The organism is Clostridium sp. AF29-8BH (assembly GCF_003478145.1).
In the GTDB taxonomy this organism is placed as follows: Bacteria; Bacillota; Clostridia; order Lachnospirales; family Lachnospiraceae; genus Otoolea; species Otoolea fessa.
In genome coordinates this window covers 14419-32750 of record NZ_QUEL01000031.1, presented here as the reverse complement: position 1 = coordinate 32750, position 18332 = coordinate 14419, and the positions used below count along the sequence as shown (strand labels likewise).

Below are 18332 nucleotides of genomic sequence, written 5' to 3'. Positions count from 1 at the left end.
CTTCCATCCGAAAACTTCCGCTAGATTGCTTCGTTCGACTTGCATGTGTTAAGCACGCCGCCAGCGTTCATCCTGAGCCAGGATCAAACTCTCATGTTAAAGTTTTGATTCCAGTCAAAATTCGCTTGGCTAATTTTAACCGTTATTACTGTTGTTTTGGTTCTTCGCAAAATTTGCATTTTGCTCATCGCGTTCAACTCGCTCATGCCTGCAAGCAGTCATGGACTCGTTTTTATCGCGAATGTTCTGAATGTTCTCTTGAACTTCAAGGCTTAACCAAAAGCCTTTGTTCTTAGAATTTTCAGGGTTTTACATACTGTTCAGTTTTCAAGGTTCCTGATGCTTTCGCATCGAACGCAGAAGGAGGGATTTGAACCCTCGCGCCGCTACTAACGACCTACTCCCTTTCCAGGGGAGCCCCTTCAACCTCTTGGGTACTTCTGCAGGTTGATTTTCATATCTTATGAAATTAATAACCGTTTTTGAAACGGAGAGAGTGGGATTCGAACCCACGCGCCCTTTCGGACAAACGGTTTTCAAGACCGCCTCGTTATGACCGCTTCGATATCTCTCCAAAAATGTGCTTAACCATTATATAATGGATATTCATTTTTGTCAAGGACTTTTTCACTTTCTTTTTGAAAGTTTTCACAATCACCTGTGCGTCTTGACTCTTTAATTTTCGTTTCCGCTTTCTCAGCGGCAACAGAACATATTTTATCACTACTAAAGTATAAAGTCAACTGTTTTTTTGACTTTATTTATATTTTTTCGACAATCGAAAAAAAGAGGACGAAAGACCCAAAAGTCCCTCATCCTCTTGATTCTATAACGTCTTCTGATTAGCCAATCAGCTTACCTACGTTCAGCTTAACGCCCGGGCCCATGGTAGAAGTCATGGTTACACTCTTTAAGTAAGCGCCCTTTAAGGTAGCTGGTTTTGCCTTCAGGATAGCGTCAATAAGCGTCTGGAAGTTGTCCGCTAACTGCTCCTCTGTGAAGGAAGCTTTACCTACTGGCACGTGGATAATGTTAGTCTTATCAAGTCTGTACTCGATCTTACCGGCTTTGATATCATTGATAGCTTTGGTTACATCCATAGTAACAGTACCAGCCTTCGGGTTCGGCATTAAGCCCTTCGGTCCAAGTACACGACCAAGACGTCCTACAACGCCCATCATGTCCGGAGTAGCTACTACTACGTCGAAGTCTAACCATCCCTCGTTCTGGATCTTCGGGATCAGCTCCTCAGCGCCTACGAAATCTGCGCCTGCAGCCTGAGCCTCTTCTGCCTTCGGTCCCTTAGCAAATACAAGGATACGAACGGTCTTACCAGTTCCGTGCGGCAGTACAACTGCACCACGGATCTGCTGATCAGCATGACGGCCGTCACAACCAGTTCTGATATGAAGTTCTACGGTTTCATCGAATTTAGCACCTGCAGCCTTCTTCACGATGGAGATGGCATCTGCAGCTTCATAAAGGCTTGCGCGATCTACTAATTTAGCAGCCTCTACGTATCTTTTTCCTCTTTTCATTATAAAAAACCTCCTAGTGGTATTGTCGGGGAATTCCCTCCCACGTTACTGATAAACATCCCGAAAATTACTCGGCAACTGTGATACCCATACTTCTTGCTGTACCAGCGATCATGCTCATAGCAGCTTCAAGGCTTGCTGCATTTAAGTCAGGCATCTTTAATTCTGCGATCTTCTGCAGATCCTCTTTCGAGATGCTAGCTACCTTAGTCTTGTTCGGTGTAGCGGAACCGGATTTAATCTTGCAAGCTTTCTTTAACAAAACGGCAGCCGGCGGAGTCTTTGTGATGAAGCTGAAGCTTCTGTCAGCATATACAGTAATAACAACCGGGATGATCATATCGCCCTGGTCTGCTGTCTTAGCGTTGAACTCTTTCGTGAACTGTACGATGTTTACACCGTGCTGTCCAAGAGCCGGACCTACTGGCGGAGCTGGTGTAGCCTTTCCAGCAGGAATCTGTAATTTAATATATCCTGTAACTTTCTTTGCCATTGTTGGCACCTCCTATAAATTGTGGTAATTGCGGGGATTTCCCTCCCACAGGCTCATAAATGAACCTCTTTACATCATCTTCTTGATCTCTGTGAAGTTCAGTTCAACCGGTGTCTCACGGCCAAACAGTTCTACACGAATCGTCAGGGTCTGTCTTTCCTCGTTGATGGACTCGATAACACCAACGGTATCTTTCCATGCCCCTGTCGTTACAACAACCGTGTCGCCGACCTCAAAGTCAACGACAACGCCGGTTTCCTTAAATCCGAGACCGGCCATCTCCTCTTCCGTCAAAGGAACCGGTTTGGAGCCCGGACCAACAAACCCGGTCACTCCGCGGGTGTTGCGTACTACGTACCAGGTATCATCATTCATAACCATGTTGATCAGTACGTATCCGGGAAACATCTTCTTGGCAACCTGTTTATTGGCTCCATTCTTGACTTCGATAACTTCCTGCATCGGCACGGAAACCTCTAAGATCTGATCCTGAAGGTTCCGGTTCTCGATCGTCTTTTCGATGTCAACCTTTACTTTGTTTTCATAGCCGGAATAAGTATGCACTACATACCAATTTGCTTCTGCCATATTTCTCACCTTTGCCTTTACATAACGAAGTGCAGTCCAAACACGATTGCCGTGTCAAGAGCCGCAATGATAAGTCCCAGCGCAACGGAAACGGCGATGACCGCTCCAGTCTGCTTCGTAACTGTCTCTTTGTCAGGCCAGATGATCCTTTTGTACTCAGCTTTTAGACCTTTCCAGAAACTCTTTTTAGGAGCTTTTTTGGTATTTTCTGTATCACCCATTTTTGTCCTCCAAAGCGCTCAGGCAGATGCCCGATCGCGCAGAACCAACCAGTTACTCTTACTTCGTCTCTTTGTGTAACGTGTGTGTCTTACAGAATCTGCAGTACTTTTTGGTTTCCATTCTGTCCGGATGAGTTTTCTTATCCTTGGTCATGTTGTAATTGCGCTGCTTGCATTCTGTGCATGCCAGTGTAATTCTTGTACGCACAACTTCCACCTCCATTTTTCTTAGTATGCGATCTTTCCACTCTCCAACCGGAAATCTGGTTTTTGAGCATAAAAAAAAGACCTATGTTCTTCCATTCGCCCGTCTACTATATCATAAAAGAAGCGGCGCGTCAAGCAATAACTTGCCGACATTCGCCGCCTCTTTTATATTATAGATATCGTTTTCACTTAGTGCAGGCTAGAACCAGATTCTGCCCGCGCCTCGTATTTCAGATGCTATAAAACAATCAGAAAGGTTTACTCGTCCATTTTCTCCTCGTTTACAGCATCTGTCTTTTCTTCCACATTTTCATGACTGTCTGTGGTATCCGGCTCCGCCTTTTCAGGCTCATCGGTTTCTTCCTCATCTGCCGCCTGGCTTCCGATAAAATGCGCCATTTTTCCAATCTTACCCATATGGCTTGTATCCACGCGGGTGATCTCCGGCTCATCAGCTTCCACAACATCATCCTCAAGCGCGGCGTTCTGATGCAGGGCGCCGCCCTCCTGGTTCTCCGCATTTTCCGGATTTTTTGTCACGGATGGATATTCTTCCGGGTTTTCCTTGGCATCCGCAAGCTTTTCATTCATGAATGTCTCAAACCGCTTTTGCTCTTCCTCGCTGGAAAATGCCGACTTGGCGATAAACTGCCAGGTTTTCTCGTTCGTCTCAAGCAGATACATCCGCTCAATCTCAACCATCTGCTCAATGTCGCTGTAGCTGTAAGTCTTGGTCATCTCCTGTGCCGCAACCGTCATGGTCAGTGTCTTCTCATCCAGCGTCAGATGTACGACTGGGAAATTGCCCGTCTTTTCCAAATTTTTAAGTCCGCTCCGTTTCCAGATCATCCGCTCCTGGTTCTGGTTTGAAATCATGTAAAACATGCCGATGCCGACCAGCACCGCTATCACGATGGACGGTACAAGAAGAACCAGATTGCCCTTTGCCTGCATCACATTTTTTCCCAGAAAGAGAGCTAAAAATGCGACATATAAGAGTGCCGACACCATCTTCATTTTCTTGGACTCATGCTTAAGCACGTTCCAGTGAATCCAGTTTTTATAATCTTCCTTTTCCAGGCGATATTCAAATTCCTGCATTCTTTTTACTCCTTTTCTTTCTTACTTGAAATCTCCCCCCGCATTCCTTCCGTCTCCTGAACCTCCTTTTGCCTCTCCCGCAAACTTTTAGATTCAAATGCTTTCTACTATTCTTTTCATCCAGAAATGCCGGAGTATTTCCACTTATAAGGCTTTCCTCTGCCTATCTTCTCTATCATATCCCACTTTAGCGTCCTTGTCCAATACAAACGGCAAAAAAACAGACTTTTTCGATCCCCGCAGACAGAAGCGCCCGGGTACACGCTTCCGCCGTGCTTCCAGTCGTATAAATATCATCCACGAGAAGCACGTTTTGCACACCACTTGCCCGGATTGCCTCCGCATCTGCCTGAAACGCCTGCTGTAAATTCCGGAGCCGTTCATCTGGATTCAGCTCTTTCAGGGGTTCTGTATTTCGTATCCGATATAAAAATTCCGGGTACACCGGCATTTCCAGCCGCTCGCCCATCCGCTTTGCCAGAACCTCCGCCTGATTGAAACCGCGTTTCCGTTTCCGCGCCGGGTGGACCGGAACGGGAACCAGACCATCAAACTGCCACTCCTCCCGATTTTCATGCTGCCTCAGCTTTTCCGCTGCAGCTTCGGCATAAAAATCGAGATATTCCCTCTTATTTTTATATTTAACCGCTGCCATCGAGCGCGCAGCTTCCTCCGTATAGTTAAAGAGTGCCATCCCACGCGCAAATGACCGGCGGTGTTTCACACAGTCTGGACAATATTCGATTTCTTCACTCCAAACTTCTTTTCCACATTTCTGACAAACCGGCGATTTGACAGGCGAAAGCCTCAAAAGACACGAGGACAGATAAGCCCGCCCTTCGGCGTCACGATCTCCCCGCAGACCGGGCAGCGCCTTGGATATAGCGCATCCAGAGCGGCGCGGGGGAATTGATTCCATTTTATATTTTTTATCACAATGTCTCCATAATTTCTTCAATGCGGTCGCGCAGTCCCGAATAGCGCTTCTGTTCCATCGCATTGTCCACCATCTGCTGAAACACATACGGGACACCGACCAGGCAGACACAGGCTCTTGCCCTTGTAACCGCCGTGTAAATCAGATTCCGCGTCATCAGCATCTGCGGTCCGCTCCAGACCGGAATCACGACCGCCGGATACTCGCTTCCCTGCGACTTGTGGATCGTGATCGCATATGCCAGTTCCAGCTCCTCCAGCTGCTTGAAGCTGTACTCGACACGTTTTCCCTCATCATACTCCACGGTTACCAGCTCCGCAAAGGTATTGATCTCGCGGATGCGCCCAAGATCCCCGTTGAACACGCCGGCTCCCTTGTCCACCGGGATGCCGCTGCGGTTGTAGGAGGTCCACTCAATCTGGTAATTGTTCTTGATCTGCATGACCTTGTCGCCCACACGAAACGTCGTCTCGCCATACTCTTTTTCCGCCTTTTCTGCCGATGGCGGATTTAAAAATTCCTGCAAAATGGAATTTAACCGTATCGATCCCAGCACTCCCTTCCGCATCGGCGTCATGACCTGTACCTCAAACAAATCGGCATGGACGTAATTCGGCAGTTTTTCACGTACCAGCGTGATCATTGCATTGATGATCGCATTCGGATCATCACGCTTTATAAAGAGGAAATCCCTGCTTGACTTTCCGATCGGAATGCGCTCTCCGGCATTGATGCGGTGGGCGTTGACGATAATATCGCTCTGCGCCGCCTGCCGGAAAATCCGGGTTAGCTTTACCACATGGAAACACTCTGACTCGATGATATCACGCAGGACATTGCCCGGTCCGACACTCGGAAGCTGATCCACATCACCTACCAGAATCAGACGTGTGCCGACATTGACCGCCCGGAGCAGTGAATGCATCAGATTGATATCCACCATCGACATTTCATCGATAATGATGACATCAGCTTCCAGCGGATTGTCCTCGTTCCGCTCAAAGTGCATCGAAGTCGTCCGGCTCTTCTCATCCTCCTCTGGCATTCCCGTCAGCTCTAACAGGCGGTGAATCGTCTTCGCCTCATAGCCTGTCGCCTCGGTCATCCTTTTTGCTGCGCGTCCGGTCGGAGCTGCCAGCAGGATATCCATGTCGCCCTTTTCAAAATACCGGATGATCGTGTTGATCGTCGTCGTTTTTCCGGTACCCGGACCGCCCGTGATTACCAAAAGTCCGCAGTTGACCGCCTCAATCACCGCGCGGATCTGCAGTTCATCCAGCTCGATCTGTTCCTCTTTCTGGATGGCTGCCAGACTTTTCCGAATCTGTTCTTCCGATTCGGAACCAGTGATGTTTAAGTCGTGCAGCATGCGGGCGGTGTTTAGCTCGGTATAATAGTAGTGTGATGCATAAACGGCGCGTTCCGGGGCGTTTGCTATATTTGATACATTTGATGCATTCGGTTCACCCAAAACATCTGGCTGCGGCTGCATCTGCCCCGACACTGCCGATTCCGCCTGAACAAAAACATCCATTTCTGCTGTTTTCTGCTGTTTCCTCTCCCGGATCACCAGCCGTTTATCCATCTGCATATCCATCAGATGCTTGTCAATCTCGGAAATCTCAACCTGTAGAAGCTTTGCCGCCCGATCCGCCAGCTCGTCCTCCGGCAGGTATGTGTGCCCGTTCGCCGTCGCCTGATAGAGTGTATACAGGATGCCGCTCTTGATGCGGAAATCCGAATCTGCCACGATTCCTATCTTCGCCGCGATCTCGTCTGCCATCTTAAAACCGACGCCCGGAATATCGTCCGCCAGCTTATACGGATTGTTCTGGAGAATCGTGTACATTGCCGGACCGTATTCCTGGTAGATTTTAACCGCCAGATTGATGGAAATGCCATAATTTTGCAGAAACATCATCGCCTGGCGCATATCGCGCTTTTCCTCGACCTGTTCACCGATGGACATCGCCATTTTTTCACTGATTCCCTTGACCTCCGCGAGGCGTTCCGGCTCTTCTTCCATGATGCGGAATGTATCCGCCTTAAATTTTTTAACAATCCTGGAAGCTAAAGCAGCCCCGACGCCTTTGATGGCGCCGGAGCCTAAATATCGTTCCATGGAAACAGTATCCTCAGGCGCTTTCAGCTCATAGCTTTCCACCGCCATCTGTTCCCCGTAAATCGGATGCTCGGTCATACGCCCGCTCGCCTCGATCATCTCGCCCTCTGCGATGTAGGAAAAAGTGCCAACCAGCACATATTCCTCCCCGTCGTCCAAGCCGCTGATAGAGAGAACCGTATAGCCATTGTCCTCATTGCGGTATTTTATTTTTTCAATATATCCTTTAACTGCTGCCATATTTTTATGCTATCCGCCTTCCGGCGGTTCTCTTTAATCGTAGTTTTTCTTCTCGCCGTGTGCAAACTCGATAAACTTACCAGTTCCGATCGCAACTGCGGTCAGCGGATCCTCTGCGATCATCGTGGAAATGCCAGTTTTCTCCTCGATCAGGGCATCCAGACCGCTTAACAGTGCGCCGCCGCCTGTCAGTACGATACCACGGTCAAAAATGTCGGCTGCCAATTCCGGCGGCGTCCGCTCGAGTACGTTGTGAACGGCATCTACGATCTGGAGTGCCGGCTCGCGCAGCGCTTCCAGCGTCTCGTCGGATGTGACAACGATCGTCTTCGGAAGTCCGGTAACCAGATTTCGTCCGCGCACTTCCATCGTGATTACCTCCGGACGGCGGTATGCCGCACCGATATTTATCTTAATCTCCTCAGCGGTTCTCTCACCGATCAAAAGATTGTGTTTCTTTCTCATGTAACGGACCAGTGCCTCGTCGAAGTCATCACCAGCCACTTTAATAGAAGTGCTGACTACGGTACCGCCCAGAGAAATAACGGCGATATCTGCCGTACCACCACCAATATCTACGATCATGTTGCCGCACGCCTTGGAAATATCGATACCAGCGCCGATCGCAGCTGCTACCGGCTCCTCGATGATCGAAACCTCGCGTGCGCCAGCCTGGTAAGTCGCATCCTCAACCGCCTTGCGCTCTACCTCGGTCGCACCGCTCGGGATGCAGACGCTGATACGCGGCTTGCGGAGTGTCTTCTTGCCGACTGCCTTGTTGATGAAATATTTCATCATCTTCTCTGTCACTGTATAATCTGAAATAACCCCCTGGCGCAACGGACGGACCGCTACGATATTGCCAGGGGTTCTGCCGATCATCAGGCGGGCTTCCTCGCCGATCGCCATGATCTTATTCGTATCCCGATCGATCGCCACTACGGACGGCTCTTTCAGTACGACACCTTTTCCCTTGATATATACAAGGATGCTGGCTGTACCCAGATCGATACCAATATCATTGGACATCAACATAGTTGTTTTCCTCCTGCTCTAAATATGCACTCTTGAGTACATAAATCTATGAGTTTCATTGTATTTTATCTTCTTTATTTCAGCTTTTTTCGCTGCCATCCAGCCCGCGCATTGTTTTAGAGCGGACTATACCACTTACTATTATATACAACTTTCGATTCTTTTGAAAGAGGTTTTTATTTTTTTATGGACTTTATATTTTTTTTATGAAAGGGACATATTTTAGTCACAAGTTTCTCCTATAATACAAGTATGTTATCCGAAAGGGTAACAGGCCTTTGTTTCAAGTGTTACTTGAAATAAAAAAGCTTTTTCATACTCATACCGGACGATACAAATCGTCCGGCCCCCCTAAGCCAATTTCTTTTTTATATATACCTACCATTCCCAATTTAAGAAAAACAGGAATGCCGTCGGACTCTCAGCCGATGGCGTTCCTGTTTTTTGTCAGTGCCAGACACCTTAGAAAAAGGGCTCTATACTGAATGTTGGGGTACGCTGAAAAACATTTTTTTCTTATATTTTCAGACTCCACTCACTGCAGTCCCAGACCTTCGTTGCGAATCCCTCATAGAAATCCGGTTCATGGCAGATCAGAAGGATATTTCCTTTGTACGCCGCCAGCGCACGCTTTAACTCCTCCTTCGCCTCAACGTCCAGGTGGTTCGTCGGCTCGTCGAGAAGCAGAAGGTTCGTCTCGCGGTTGATCAACTTACACAGGCGCACTTTTGCCTGCTCGCCACCGCTGAGCACGCGCACCTGGCTCTCAATATGCTGGGTCGTCAGACCGCATTTTGCCAGTGCGGAACGCACCTGGTACTGGGTGTAGGACGGAAATTCTTTCCAGATCTCATCGATGCAGGTCGTCGTATTGCCCGGCGCCATCTCCTGTTCGAAATAGCCGATGGAGAGATAATCGCCCAGCGTCACCTTGCCGGACACTGCTGGAATCAAACCTAAAATACTCTTTAAAAGCGTCGTCTTTCCAATTCCGTTGGCACCGACCATCGCAATCTTCTCGCCGCGCTCCATATAGAGGTTCAGCGGACGGGACAGTGGCTCGTCGTAACCGATCACCAGATCTTCCGTCTCAAAAATACATTTTCCGGAGGCTCTCGCCTCCAGGAAGTTAAACTCTGGCTTCGGTTTTTCCTTCGCCAGTTCGATCACATCCATTTTATCCAGCTTTTTCTGGCGGGACATCGCCATATTTCGCGTGGAAACACGCGCTTTATTACGTGCCACAAAATCCTGCAGTTGCGCGATCTCCTGCTGTTGACGCTTATACGCTGCCTCGAGCTGCGCTTTCTTCGCCTCGTGCACCTCGAGAAACTTGTCGTAATCGCCCACATAGCGGTCAAGCCGCTGATTTTCCATATGATAAATGATATTTACTACGCTATTTAAGAACGGAACATCGTGTGAAATCAGGATGAACGCATTTTCATATTCCTGCAAATACCGTTTCAGCCACTCGATGTGCTGCACATCCAGATAGTTCGTCGGCTCGTCCAGCAACAGGATATCTGGCTTTTCCAGAAGCAATTTCCCGAGCAGTACCTTCGTTCTCTGTCCGCCGCTCAAATCCGTTACATCGCGGTCCAGCCCGATATCGGTCAGCCCCAGCGCACGTCCGACTTCCTCCACCTTCGCATCGATGGAATAAAAATCGTGGTTCATCAGAAGATCCTGGATCGTTCCCAGCTCTTCCATCATCACGTTCATCTCATCCTCCGATGCCTCGCCCAGATGGTCGCATATTTCATTCATCTGCACTTCCAGCTCAAACAGGAAGGAAAATGCGCTCTTCAAAACCTCGCGGATCGTCATGCCTTTTTCCAGCACCGTATGCTGATCCAGATAGCCGACGCGCACCCGCTTTGACCACTCTACTTTTCCCTCGTCCGGCTGCATATGCCCGGTAATAATATTCATAAACGTCGATTTACCCTCGCCGTTCGCACCGATCAGACCGATGTGCTCACCCTTTAACAGGCGGAACGAAACATCCTGAAAAATCGCCCGGTCACCAAAACCGTGGCTTAAATGTTCTACATTCAGTATACTCACGTATGTACCTCTCCTATTTTTCTTTTTATTGTAAATTGTTTGTATTTGTTGAATTGTTCTTTGTTTTTCTGCAAATTTTATCCTAGAAAACAACTCCACTTCATATAAGATTTGCTTTCTGTACGTCTGCCTGCTGTCTGTGGCAAAGCCGACTTCGATTTATTGTACACGAAGCGTGCTTTTGTGGCAAGCGGAGATTTTGGAATTATCTTTTTTCACCCAGATGCCTTGAACTTTTCTAGATTTATATAGTAAGATAAGAAACAACTTCATTTTAGATACGTTTTTCAACCAATGAGAAAATGACTTGATTTTCTAAAGGAGGTTTTATGTATACCTATACCTGGTACCAATGGCTAGCTTTTTTCTATGTATACTGCTTTTTAGGGTGGATTTTCGAATCGACTTATGTTTCCCTGAAACAGAAACGGCTCGTCAACCGCGGATTTCTGCGGCTTCCGATGCTGCCGCTCTACGGTTCCGGCGCGGTGATGATGCTCTGGGTGTCCCTGCCGGTGCGGGACAGCCTGCCGCTCGTCTATATTTCCGGTTTTATCGCCGCCACGGCGCTTGAATATGTCACCGGCGCCGTCATGGAACGCCTATTCAAGGTCCGCTACTGGGATTACAGCAGCCAGCCGTTCCAGCTGCGCGGCTATATCTGCCTGAGTTCCTCGATCGCATGGGGATTTCTGACGATCCTTATGACCGATGTCATCCATGATCCGATCGCCCGCACTGTGCTTGCGGTTCCTCCGGTTATCCTGCTCATCTGCGATTTCGTCATCAGCGTTCTTTTCACCGCCGATGCTTACGAATCCATCAAGGCAGCCCTGGCTCTAGGTCATACGCTGGAAGCTATGACGAAGCTCAAAGCCGATATCGAAGAGCTCCAGTCCAAGATCGAGCTGCTGCGTGAGGAAGCCATTGAGCGCGGCGCCCTGACCCGTGAAGAAACAGCCGAAAAACTGGCAGCCGCCCAGGCAGAAGCCGCCCGCAGACTTGCCGCCGTCCGCAGCGACGCCGAAGAACGCCTGGCAACCGCACGCGCCGAGACTGCCAGACAGCTGCAGGCGGCTGCCACCGAACACAAAGAGCGCCTGGCTGAGACCAAGGCACTCGCCGAAAAACGCCTGTCCGATGTTCGAGAAGAAACCACCTCCCGCATCGAAGCTGCCAAAGCAGGAAACGCAGAACGCATCGAAGCTGCCAAACAGCGCGTCAACGAGCGCATTGCCGAAGTCCGCACCGAAGTCGATGCCCGCATCGCCTTCGACAACCGCCTCACCCGCCTGAGCACCCGGTTAGAAGAACTCAAACACCGCCGCCAGTCCCTGCGCCCGGCTAAAAAGCTCCATGCCTTCTACCGCCGCGGGCTGCTAAGAGGAAATCCTACTGCGGTTTCGTCGAAATTTGCAGCGGCGTTGAAAGAATTAAAAGAACAAAATAGCACAAAAATAGGACCTTTCGCATGAACGAATGGTCCTATTTCTTTTAGGAACTTATTTCATATCTTCTTTTTATTTTTCTACAGCAGTCCATTGACAATCGTCATCACAGACTCGCCTACCTTCTCTGATTTCGCTGCCGCTTCTTCCAGGGAGGTACCTTTCACGCCGTAGTAGAACTTGATCTTCGGCTCGGTTCCAGACGGGCGGACGCAGAGCCATGCGTTGTCTTCCAGTTCGTAGTAAAGAACATTGGAGGATGGAAGTCCGGTCGGTTTTACCTCGCCGCTTGCCAGATCCTTGACGGTATCTGCCTTGTAATCGCGGACAGCCAGCACCTTATGTCCGGCAAAATCGGACGGTGTGTGGGCGCGGAAATATTCCATAATCTCCTGAATCTTTGCCAGTCCCTCGATGCCCTTTAAGCCGATGGACTTCACTTCATCTTTATAATAGCCGTATTTCTCGTACATCTCGACCATCGCATCCCACAGCGTCATGCCTTTTTCCTTGTAATAGGCAGCCGCCTCGCAGAGTGCTGCGGTCGCGGAAATGGCATCTTTATCGCGTGCGTATGTACCGATCAGGCAGCCATAGCTCTCTTCCATGCCAAACAGATAGGTTCCTTTGCCTTCCTGCTCATTTTTGAGAACCTGTTTGCCGATCCACTTAAATCCGGTCAGAACCTCGATGAGCTCTGCGCCGTAATTCTTCGCAACTGCATCTACCAGATTCGTCGTAACGATGGATTTAACAACCTGTCCATCTGCCGGAATCTTGCCGTTTGCCTGTTTCTGGCTGAGCACATACTCGCAGAGCAGGGAGCCGGACATATTGCCGGTCAGCGGAATGTATTCGCCGGACTTGGTATCTTTGACATACACGCCCAGACGATCGGCATCCGGATCGGTTGCCAGAACGAGGTCTGCATTTTTCTCTTTTGCCAGAGCCAGTCCCAATTCAAATGCTTCCTTTGCCTCCGGGTTCGGATAGCTGACGGTCGGGAAATCGCCGTCTGGAAGCTCCTGCTGCGGAACCACATATACATGGGTAAATCCAAGCTCTTTCATCACACGGCGTGCCGGGATATTGCCCGTGCCGTGAAGCGGTGTATACACGATCGTGATCTGATCCTGCATGCGGTCAATCGCGCCCTGATTGACTACCTGTGCCTTGACCTGTGCAATATATTTGTCGTCGATCGCTGCACCGATGATCTCGTAGAGTCCTTTTGCCTTTGCCTCTTGTGCTCCCATCGTCTTAACAGTGGAAAGATCGGTGATCGCCATAACTTCCTCAGTCACGCCCTTGTCATGCGGCGGTGTAAACTGTGCGCCGTCCTCCCAGTAAACCTTGTAGCCGTTGTACTCCGGCGGGTTGTGGCTGGCGGTGATGTTGATGCCGGCGATGCAGCCAAGCTCGCGGACTGCAAAGGAAAGCTCCGGCGTCGGGCGCAGCGTCTCGAACCGGTACGCCTTGATGCCATTTGCCGCCAGTGTCAGCGCTGCTTCCTCGGCAAATTCCGGGGACATATGACGGGAATCAAATGCGATCGCCACGCCTTTTGCCGCGCCGCCCTGCTTGATGATGTAATTTGCCAGTCCCTGGGTCGCACGGCGGACGGTGTAGATATTCATCCGGTTAATACCTGCACCGATGATGCCGCGCAGTCCTGCCGTACCAAACTCCAAATCCATATAGAAACGCTCTTTAATCTCATTTTCATCGCCCTCAATGGCGCGTAATTCCTCTTTCGTTGCCTCGTCAAAGTATGGATTTTCCAGCCATTCTTTGTAAATCGTCATGTAATCCTTCATGATTCACTTACCCCCTGCTTTCTTCTAGGATGACTTTCTTTTTCTCCATTATAGTATAATTATTCTGAAAAATAAAGAGAATTTCGGTTACTATTCTTTGTCTTTATTTTTCCTCTTTTCAAAGTTTCTCCATGATGTATCGAATACGCTTAACCAAAGAATTTATATGCATATGTAAATCAACATTTCTTATCGGATTGCCTCAAGAAAGAGGTTCCGCGCCGTCTGCTGTTCTTCCAGCTTCTGCAGTTTTTCAATGCTGCGGACTGGAATCCACGCCTTGCCTGCATTATAATAAAAATTTAACTGTTTCCAGTATTTTTCCGGATATAAAAACAGGTAATAGAGGTATGTCCGCTCCTGTGCATTCAACGGCAGAATACGATCATACGTCTCCAGCAGCCGCATCCCCAGACGCAAATCCCAGCCATGCTTTTCCAATATTTTGCGCGTAAAATGATACAGGTCTTCGACCTGGACGCCCCGGTGCATCCGGTTAAATTCAATCACCGCCATCTCATTTTCTTCTGCCAATAAAATATGATGCTGGTTCAGATCCCCGTGACACAAATAGTTTTCCGGCTCGCCATCCTGCTCGATCTGCGCTTTCAGCCCGCCTGCTGCTTCCTGCGCCTGCTCATAAAAGATGGCAAAGCTTCCGCTGACTGCCCTCTCAAAATCCGATTTACGCCGTTTTTTCCGGATATAATTCCGCGTACGGACAAGTTCCCGGTTGTGGCGCTCCATCTCCGCCACCGCCGGACGCGTGAGAATTGACCCCAGATTCCACGACTCATCGATCGCAATGCCGCGCAGTGTCCGGTGCAGCTTCGCGATCTGCCCGACCGCCCGGACCACCTCCGCCTCGCTCTGCACACTGCACTCGCGCCCGGAAAACCATTCCTTCACAACACACCGCGTTCCATCCTCCGCCACCGACAAAAGCTCGCCCTCCCGGTTCCGCATATACTGATCGGTCCGGCATGTTTTCTGATTTTGCAGAACATTCATGATTTGTTCTTCAAATTCAAGACGTTTGACGGTCCCCTTATATTCCCGGAGGAGTTTTAACCCCTGACTCGTCTCGCAGATCCACGCGCCTCTTCCACGGCGCTTCGACTGCACTTCCAGTTCATACTGTTCCAGCACCTCGGTTGTTCTCTCGTTCACAGCTTCCCCCTCCTGCCTCTATCCGGCTGCCCGCCTTTCCATTTCCCAAAAGAATGTGGACAGCACATTTTCACGCCGGGCCACAGCTGCTGACAGCTATGTTAATTGCAACATTCACACGATTATGCAAATATGCACATCAGACACCCAGCCTGCTACTCCTAACCTATGAGAGGGGGCTTACAAATATGCTTATGCATAAATATCGCGGATTTGAAACACAGTGCACAAACTATCACACACAATCGCCAATGTGGAGTGATTACGAAATTCTGTTCATTGCCATCATTTTGACAGTATGTTACAATGATTCACATTGGGATAAAAAAGCGGTCTGGCTATTTGTCCCAACAATCAGGCAAAAAATCAAATAATATATTTTACTGTAAATGAAAAGGAGGTCTCTCTTTGTCCATACAATCCGCTCATCGTTCCAACGATGAAAATACGCGCCCGCATTCAGGCGCAGCATCATCCCGTGAAGCTGATCTCGGCCGTGCGCCGATCGGGTCACTTCTTTTTAAACTGGCGCTCCCGGCAATTGCCGCACAGATCATCAACGTTCTCTATAACATGGTTGACCGCATGTACATCGGCCATATCCCGGACATCGGTCCCAGCGCCCTGACCGGCGTCGGCGTCACAATGCCGATTATCATGTGCATTTCCGCTTTTGCCGCGCTCGCCGCCATGGGCGGCGCCCCGCAGGCGTCGATCCTGATGGGAAAAGGCGACAAGGATTCTGCTGAAAAGGTACTCGGCAACTGTACCTTCATGCTGACCGTCATTTCGCTCCTCCTGACCGCCCTGTTTCTTGGCTTTGGGCGCCCGATCCTCCTGATGTTCGGCGCCAGTGAGAAGACAATTCTCTACGCCTGGAACTACATGAAAATCTACGTCTGCGGCACTTTCTTCGTCCAGATGGCGCTCGGACTCAATGCCTTTATCAACGCACAGGGTTATGCCAAAACCGGCATGATTACCGTTGCCATCGGCGCTCTCTGCAACATCATCCTCGATCCGATCTTTATCTTCGGACTGCATCTGGATGTGCGCGGTGCGGCACTTGCAACCATCCTTTCACAGGGTATTTCCTGTATCTGGATTCTGCGTTTTCTGACCGGAACGCATAGTACCCTGCGGATACGGCTCCGCAACCTGCGCCCGCAGAAGAAATTTATCCTGCCATGCCTGGCGCTCGGACTGGCGCCGTTTATCATGCAGTTTACAGAAAGTGCACTGTCCATCAGCTTTAACACCAGCCTGTTGAAATATGGCGGCGATACCGCGGTCGGCGCGATGACGATTCTTTCCAGCGTCATGCAGTTTTCCATGCTGCCGCTGCAGGGGCTCACACAGGGCGCGCAGCCGATCATCAGCTTTAACTATGGAGCAAAAAATATCGACCGTGTGAAAAAAGCGTTTCACCTGCTTCTGCGCTCGGCAGCCTGCTATTCCACCTTGCTCTGGCTCTTATGTATGCTGGTTCCACAGATTTTTATTTCCATCTTTACCAGCGACGCAAATCTTGCCAGCTATACCATCTGGGCGCTCCGGATCTATATGGCAGCTTCCCTGCTCTTTGCCGTCCAGCTCGCCTGCCAGCAGACTTTTATTGCCCTTGGAAATGCGAAAACATCCGTCTTTCTGGCATTGCTCCGAAAAGTGCTGCTTTTGATTCCGCTGATCTTTATCCTGCCGCATTTCGTGTCAAATCCGGTATTCGGCGTGTTCGTGTCAGAACCGGTGGCAGACACGATTGCGGTGGCGACGACGGCGGCGCTGTTTTTCAGGGAGTATAAGAAATTGGGATAACTCTTTTAATCATCCTCTGATTGAAACTATTGTTGTTAAAAAAGCAAAAGAAAAAGAGACAAAATCGTTTGTCCGGCTTGTCCTGCCGGTTCCAAACGATTTTGCCTCTTTTCTCTTTTTATTTATTAATCTTCTTATGCTTTACTGGTTCCCGCATTCTGCGATTGTTTCAACACTTCCACCTCAGCCAGAAGCCGCTCTTTCTCATTCCAAGCCGGATTCTCCAGCACCTTTTCAAAGAGAAGATGCAGCGTTTTTCCAAGCGCCGGTCCCGGCTGGATGCCTGCCTGAATCAGGTCTTTTCCGGTTACCGCCAGAGTTTTAAGACGGATACAATCACCGCGCTCCCGGATCTGCCTTGCAAGTGAGCGAACCATTTCCACCGCATCCATGCGCTCCGGCATCAGAACTTCCTGAAGGAGAAGCAGCCAGTCAAAGACCGTATCTTCCATCGCACTCATCGCGTGGCGGACAGCGCTTTCCTCCGCTTCCATCTGCATGAATGCAAAACGGCTCAGAATCTTCGCCTTATCGATCGTGTCGTTGTCCATCTTGAGTTCTCTCAGAACCCGGACACAAGTTTCCTCGCCCGACGGGGCAAGAAAATACGACCAGCGCAAGGCTTTTTCTGCTGGCAGATGTGCAGCAGCAGCAGAAATTTCCCCCGCCATGTCTGTCTCACATTCATGTTTCACGAACATGTGCCCCTGCTGCGCTACCGTTTCCGTTTTGATCGCATCCTTGTCAGCAGCCGGCACATCCTTCGAACATACTTTCTCTTCCAAACTCTGCTTTGCACAGCTTTTCCGCTTTTTCCACGCCGCAAATACCTCCGGAAATGTCTTTGAAATGTAAGGTGCCAGTCCTGCCGCCTCCGTTTTCCAGATAAATTCCGGGCGGTCGGACAGGAGTGTTTTTGTCAACTCCACCTGCACCCGTTCCTTGCTCACATGGACAAGGGAGGGCGCCAGCTCACAGAGCGCCTGCCAGGTCTTTTTCTCTATCGAAAATCCCAGCTGGGCCGAAAAGCGGACGGCACGCAGGATCCGGAGCGCATCTTCCGTAAACCGTTCTCCCGCATCCCCGACGCAGCGGATCCGGCGCGCTGCCAGATCCTCCGCCCCGCCGAAAATATCGACAATTCCCGTTTCGTGGCTGTATGCCATCGCATTGATCGTGAAATCACGCCGTCTCAAGTCCTCACGCAGTTCGGCAGTAAATACGACTTCCTTCGGGTGGCGTCCATCCTCATATTCACCGTCAATCCGGTAGGTGGTTATTTCATATCCGATATGATCACGCATGACCGTGACCGTACCGTGCTGAAGCCCGGTGTCGATCGTGTGACCGAACACCTGCTTCACCTCCTCCGGGTGCGCCGAGGTCGTGATATCCCAGTCACCGGGAATCCGCCCCAGGATCGCATCGCGGACACAGCCGCCGACTGCAAATGCCTCGTAACCATGTTCTCGCAGCTTTCCCAGGATTTCCTCGACCTGGACCGGCATTTCTATCCGTTTTGGAATCATA

16 protein-coding genes, 2 tRNA genes and 1 rRNA gene are annotated in these 18332 nt (G+C 49.8%); 2 read left to right on the top strand and 17 right to left on the bottom strand.

Annotated elements, in window-relative coordinates; translation table 11 throughout:
• The 14 genes from DWZ16_RS14095 to DWZ16_RS14035 form a co-directional block, all read right to left on the bottom strand.
• Nucleotides 1–99 (bottom strand): 16S ribosomal RNA (locus DWZ16_RS14095); the annotation flags it as partial.
• A 256-nt stretch (nucleotides 100–355) separates the two neighbouring features.
• Nucleotides 356–444, bottom strand: a tRNA-Ser gene (locus DWZ16_RS14090).
• 44 nt (nucleotides 445–488) lie between these two features.
• Nucleotides 489–574, bottom strand: a tRNA-Ser gene (locus tag DWZ16_RS14085).
• A 268-nt stretch (nucleotides 575–842) separates the two neighbouring features.
• Nucleotides 843–1538, bottom strand: a complete 696-nt coding sequence (rplA, locus tag DWZ16_RS14080) for a 50S ribosomal protein L1 (RefSeq protein ID WP_022359097.1) — start codon at nucleotides 1536–1538, stop codon at nucleotides 843–845.
• Between the two features lie 67 nt (nucleotides 1539–1605).
• Nucleotides 1606–2031: a 50S ribosomal protein L11 gene (rplK, locus tag DWZ16_RS14075; RefSeq protein WP_022359098.1), complete on the bottom strand. Its 426-nt coding sequence runs from the start codon at nucleotides 2029–2031 to the stop codon at nucleotides 1606–1608.
• 69 nt (nucleotides 2032–2100) lie between these two features.
• Nucleotides 2101–2619 (bottom strand): transcription termination/antitermination protein NusG, encoded by a 519-nt coding sequence (gene nusG, locus DWZ16_RS14070; protein WP_022359099.1) that lies wholly within the window; start codon nucleotides 2617–2619, stop codon nucleotides 2101–2103.
• A 17-nt stretch (nucleotides 2620–2636) separates the two neighbouring features.
• A complete protein-coding gene (gene secE, locus DWZ16_RS14065; RefSeq protein WP_022359100.1) occupies nucleotides 2637–2840 on the bottom strand; it encodes a preprotein translocase subunit SecE in 204 nt (67 codons plus the stop codon).
• Nucleotides 2841–2898: 58 nt separating this feature from the next.
• Nucleotides 2899–3063, bottom strand: a complete 165-nt coding sequence (rpmG, locus tag DWZ16_RS14060) for a 50S ribosomal protein L33 (RefSeq protein WP_207722866.1) — start codon at nucleotides 3061–3063, stop codon at nucleotides 2899–2901.
• A gap of 242 nt (nucleotides 3064–3305) precedes the next feature.
• On the bottom strand, nucleotides 3306–4148 hold the full coding sequence (locus tag DWZ16_RS14055) for a YcxB family protein (RefSeq protein WP_118523075.1): 843 nt from the start codon (nucleotides 4146–4148) through the stop codon (nucleotides 3306–3308).
• A 187-nt stretch (nucleotides 4149–4335) separates the two neighbouring features.
• Complete coding sequence (locus DWZ16_RS17040; RefSeq protein ID WP_412694358.1) at nucleotides 4336–4803, bottom strand: ComF family protein; 468 nt, start codon at nucleotides 4801–4803, stop codon at nucleotides 4336–4338.
• Nucleotides 4804–4955: 152 nt separating this feature from the next.
• The gene (locus DWZ16_RS17035) at nucleotides 4956–5084 is read right to left on the bottom strand and encodes a double zinc ribbon domain-containing protein (RefSeq protein ID WP_412694357.1); all 129 of its coding nucleotides are present in this window, start codon (nucleotides 5082–5084) and stop codon (nucleotides 4956–4958) included.
• Entirely contained in the window at nucleotides 5081–7447 is a 2367-nt protein-coding gene (locus DWZ16_RS14045) for an ATP-dependent RecD-like DNA helicase (protein ID WP_118523074.1), read from the bottom strand. The genes DWZ16_RS17035 and DWZ16_RS14045 overlap by 4 nt, the downstream gene beginning before the upstream one ends.
• Nucleotides 7448–7480: 33 nt before the next feature.
• Nucleotides 7481–8482 carry a rod shape-determining protein gene (locus DWZ16_RS14040; protein WP_022359104.1) on the bottom strand — a complete coding sequence of 334 codons (1002 nt, stop codon included), beginning with the start codon at nucleotides 8480–8482 and terminating at the stop codon, nucleotides 7481–7483.
• Nucleotides 8483–8998: 516 nt separating this feature from the next.
• Nucleotides 8999–10552, bottom strand: coding sequence for an ABC-F family ATP-binding cassette domain-containing protein (locus DWZ16_RS14035; RefSeq protein WP_022359105.1), 1554 nt, complete (start codon nucleotides 10550–10552; stop codon nucleotides 8999–9001).
• 329 nt (nucleotides 10553–10881) lie between these two features.
• Between DWZ16_RS14035 and DWZ16_RS14030 the strand changes: the two genes are divergently transcribed.
• Nucleotides 10882–12027, top strand: a complete 1146-nt coding sequence (locus DWZ16_RS14030) for a putative ABC transporter permease (RefSeq protein ID WP_118523073.1) — start codon at nucleotides 10882–10884, stop codon at nucleotides 12025–12027.
• Between the two features lie 53 nt (nucleotides 12028–12080).
• Here DWZ16_RS14030 and DWZ16_RS14025 read toward each other — a convergent pair whose 3' ends face one another.
• Entirely contained in the window at nucleotides 12081–13817 is a 1737-nt protein-coding gene (locus tag DWZ16_RS14025; protein WP_118523072.1) for a phospho-sugar mutase, read from the bottom strand.
• 189 nt (nucleotides 13818–14006) lie between these two features.
• Nucleotides 14007–14987, bottom strand: coding sequence for a phosphotransferase (locus tag DWZ16_RS14020; protein WP_118523071.1), 981 nt, complete (start codon nucleotides 14985–14987; stop codon nucleotides 14007–14009).
• 414 nt (nucleotides 14988–15401) lie between these two features.
• On the opposite strand from DWZ16_RS14020, the gene DWZ16_RS14010 reads away from it, so the two are divergent.
• A complete protein-coding gene (locus tag DWZ16_RS14010; protein WP_118523076.1) occupies nucleotides 15402–16802 on the top strand; it encodes an MATE family efflux transporter in 1401 nt (466 codons plus the stop codon).
• Between the two features lie 134 nt (nucleotides 16803–16936).
• On the opposite strand, the gene DWZ16_RS14005 is transcribed toward DWZ16_RS14010, so the two are convergent.
• Nucleotides 16937–18331 (bottom strand): CCA tRNA nucleotidyltransferase, encoded by a 1395-nt coding sequence (locus DWZ16_RS14005; protein ID WP_118523069.1) that lies wholly within the window; start codon nucleotides 18329–18331, stop codon nucleotides 16937–16939.
• Between the last annotated feature and the right edge of the window lies 1 nt (nucleotide 18332).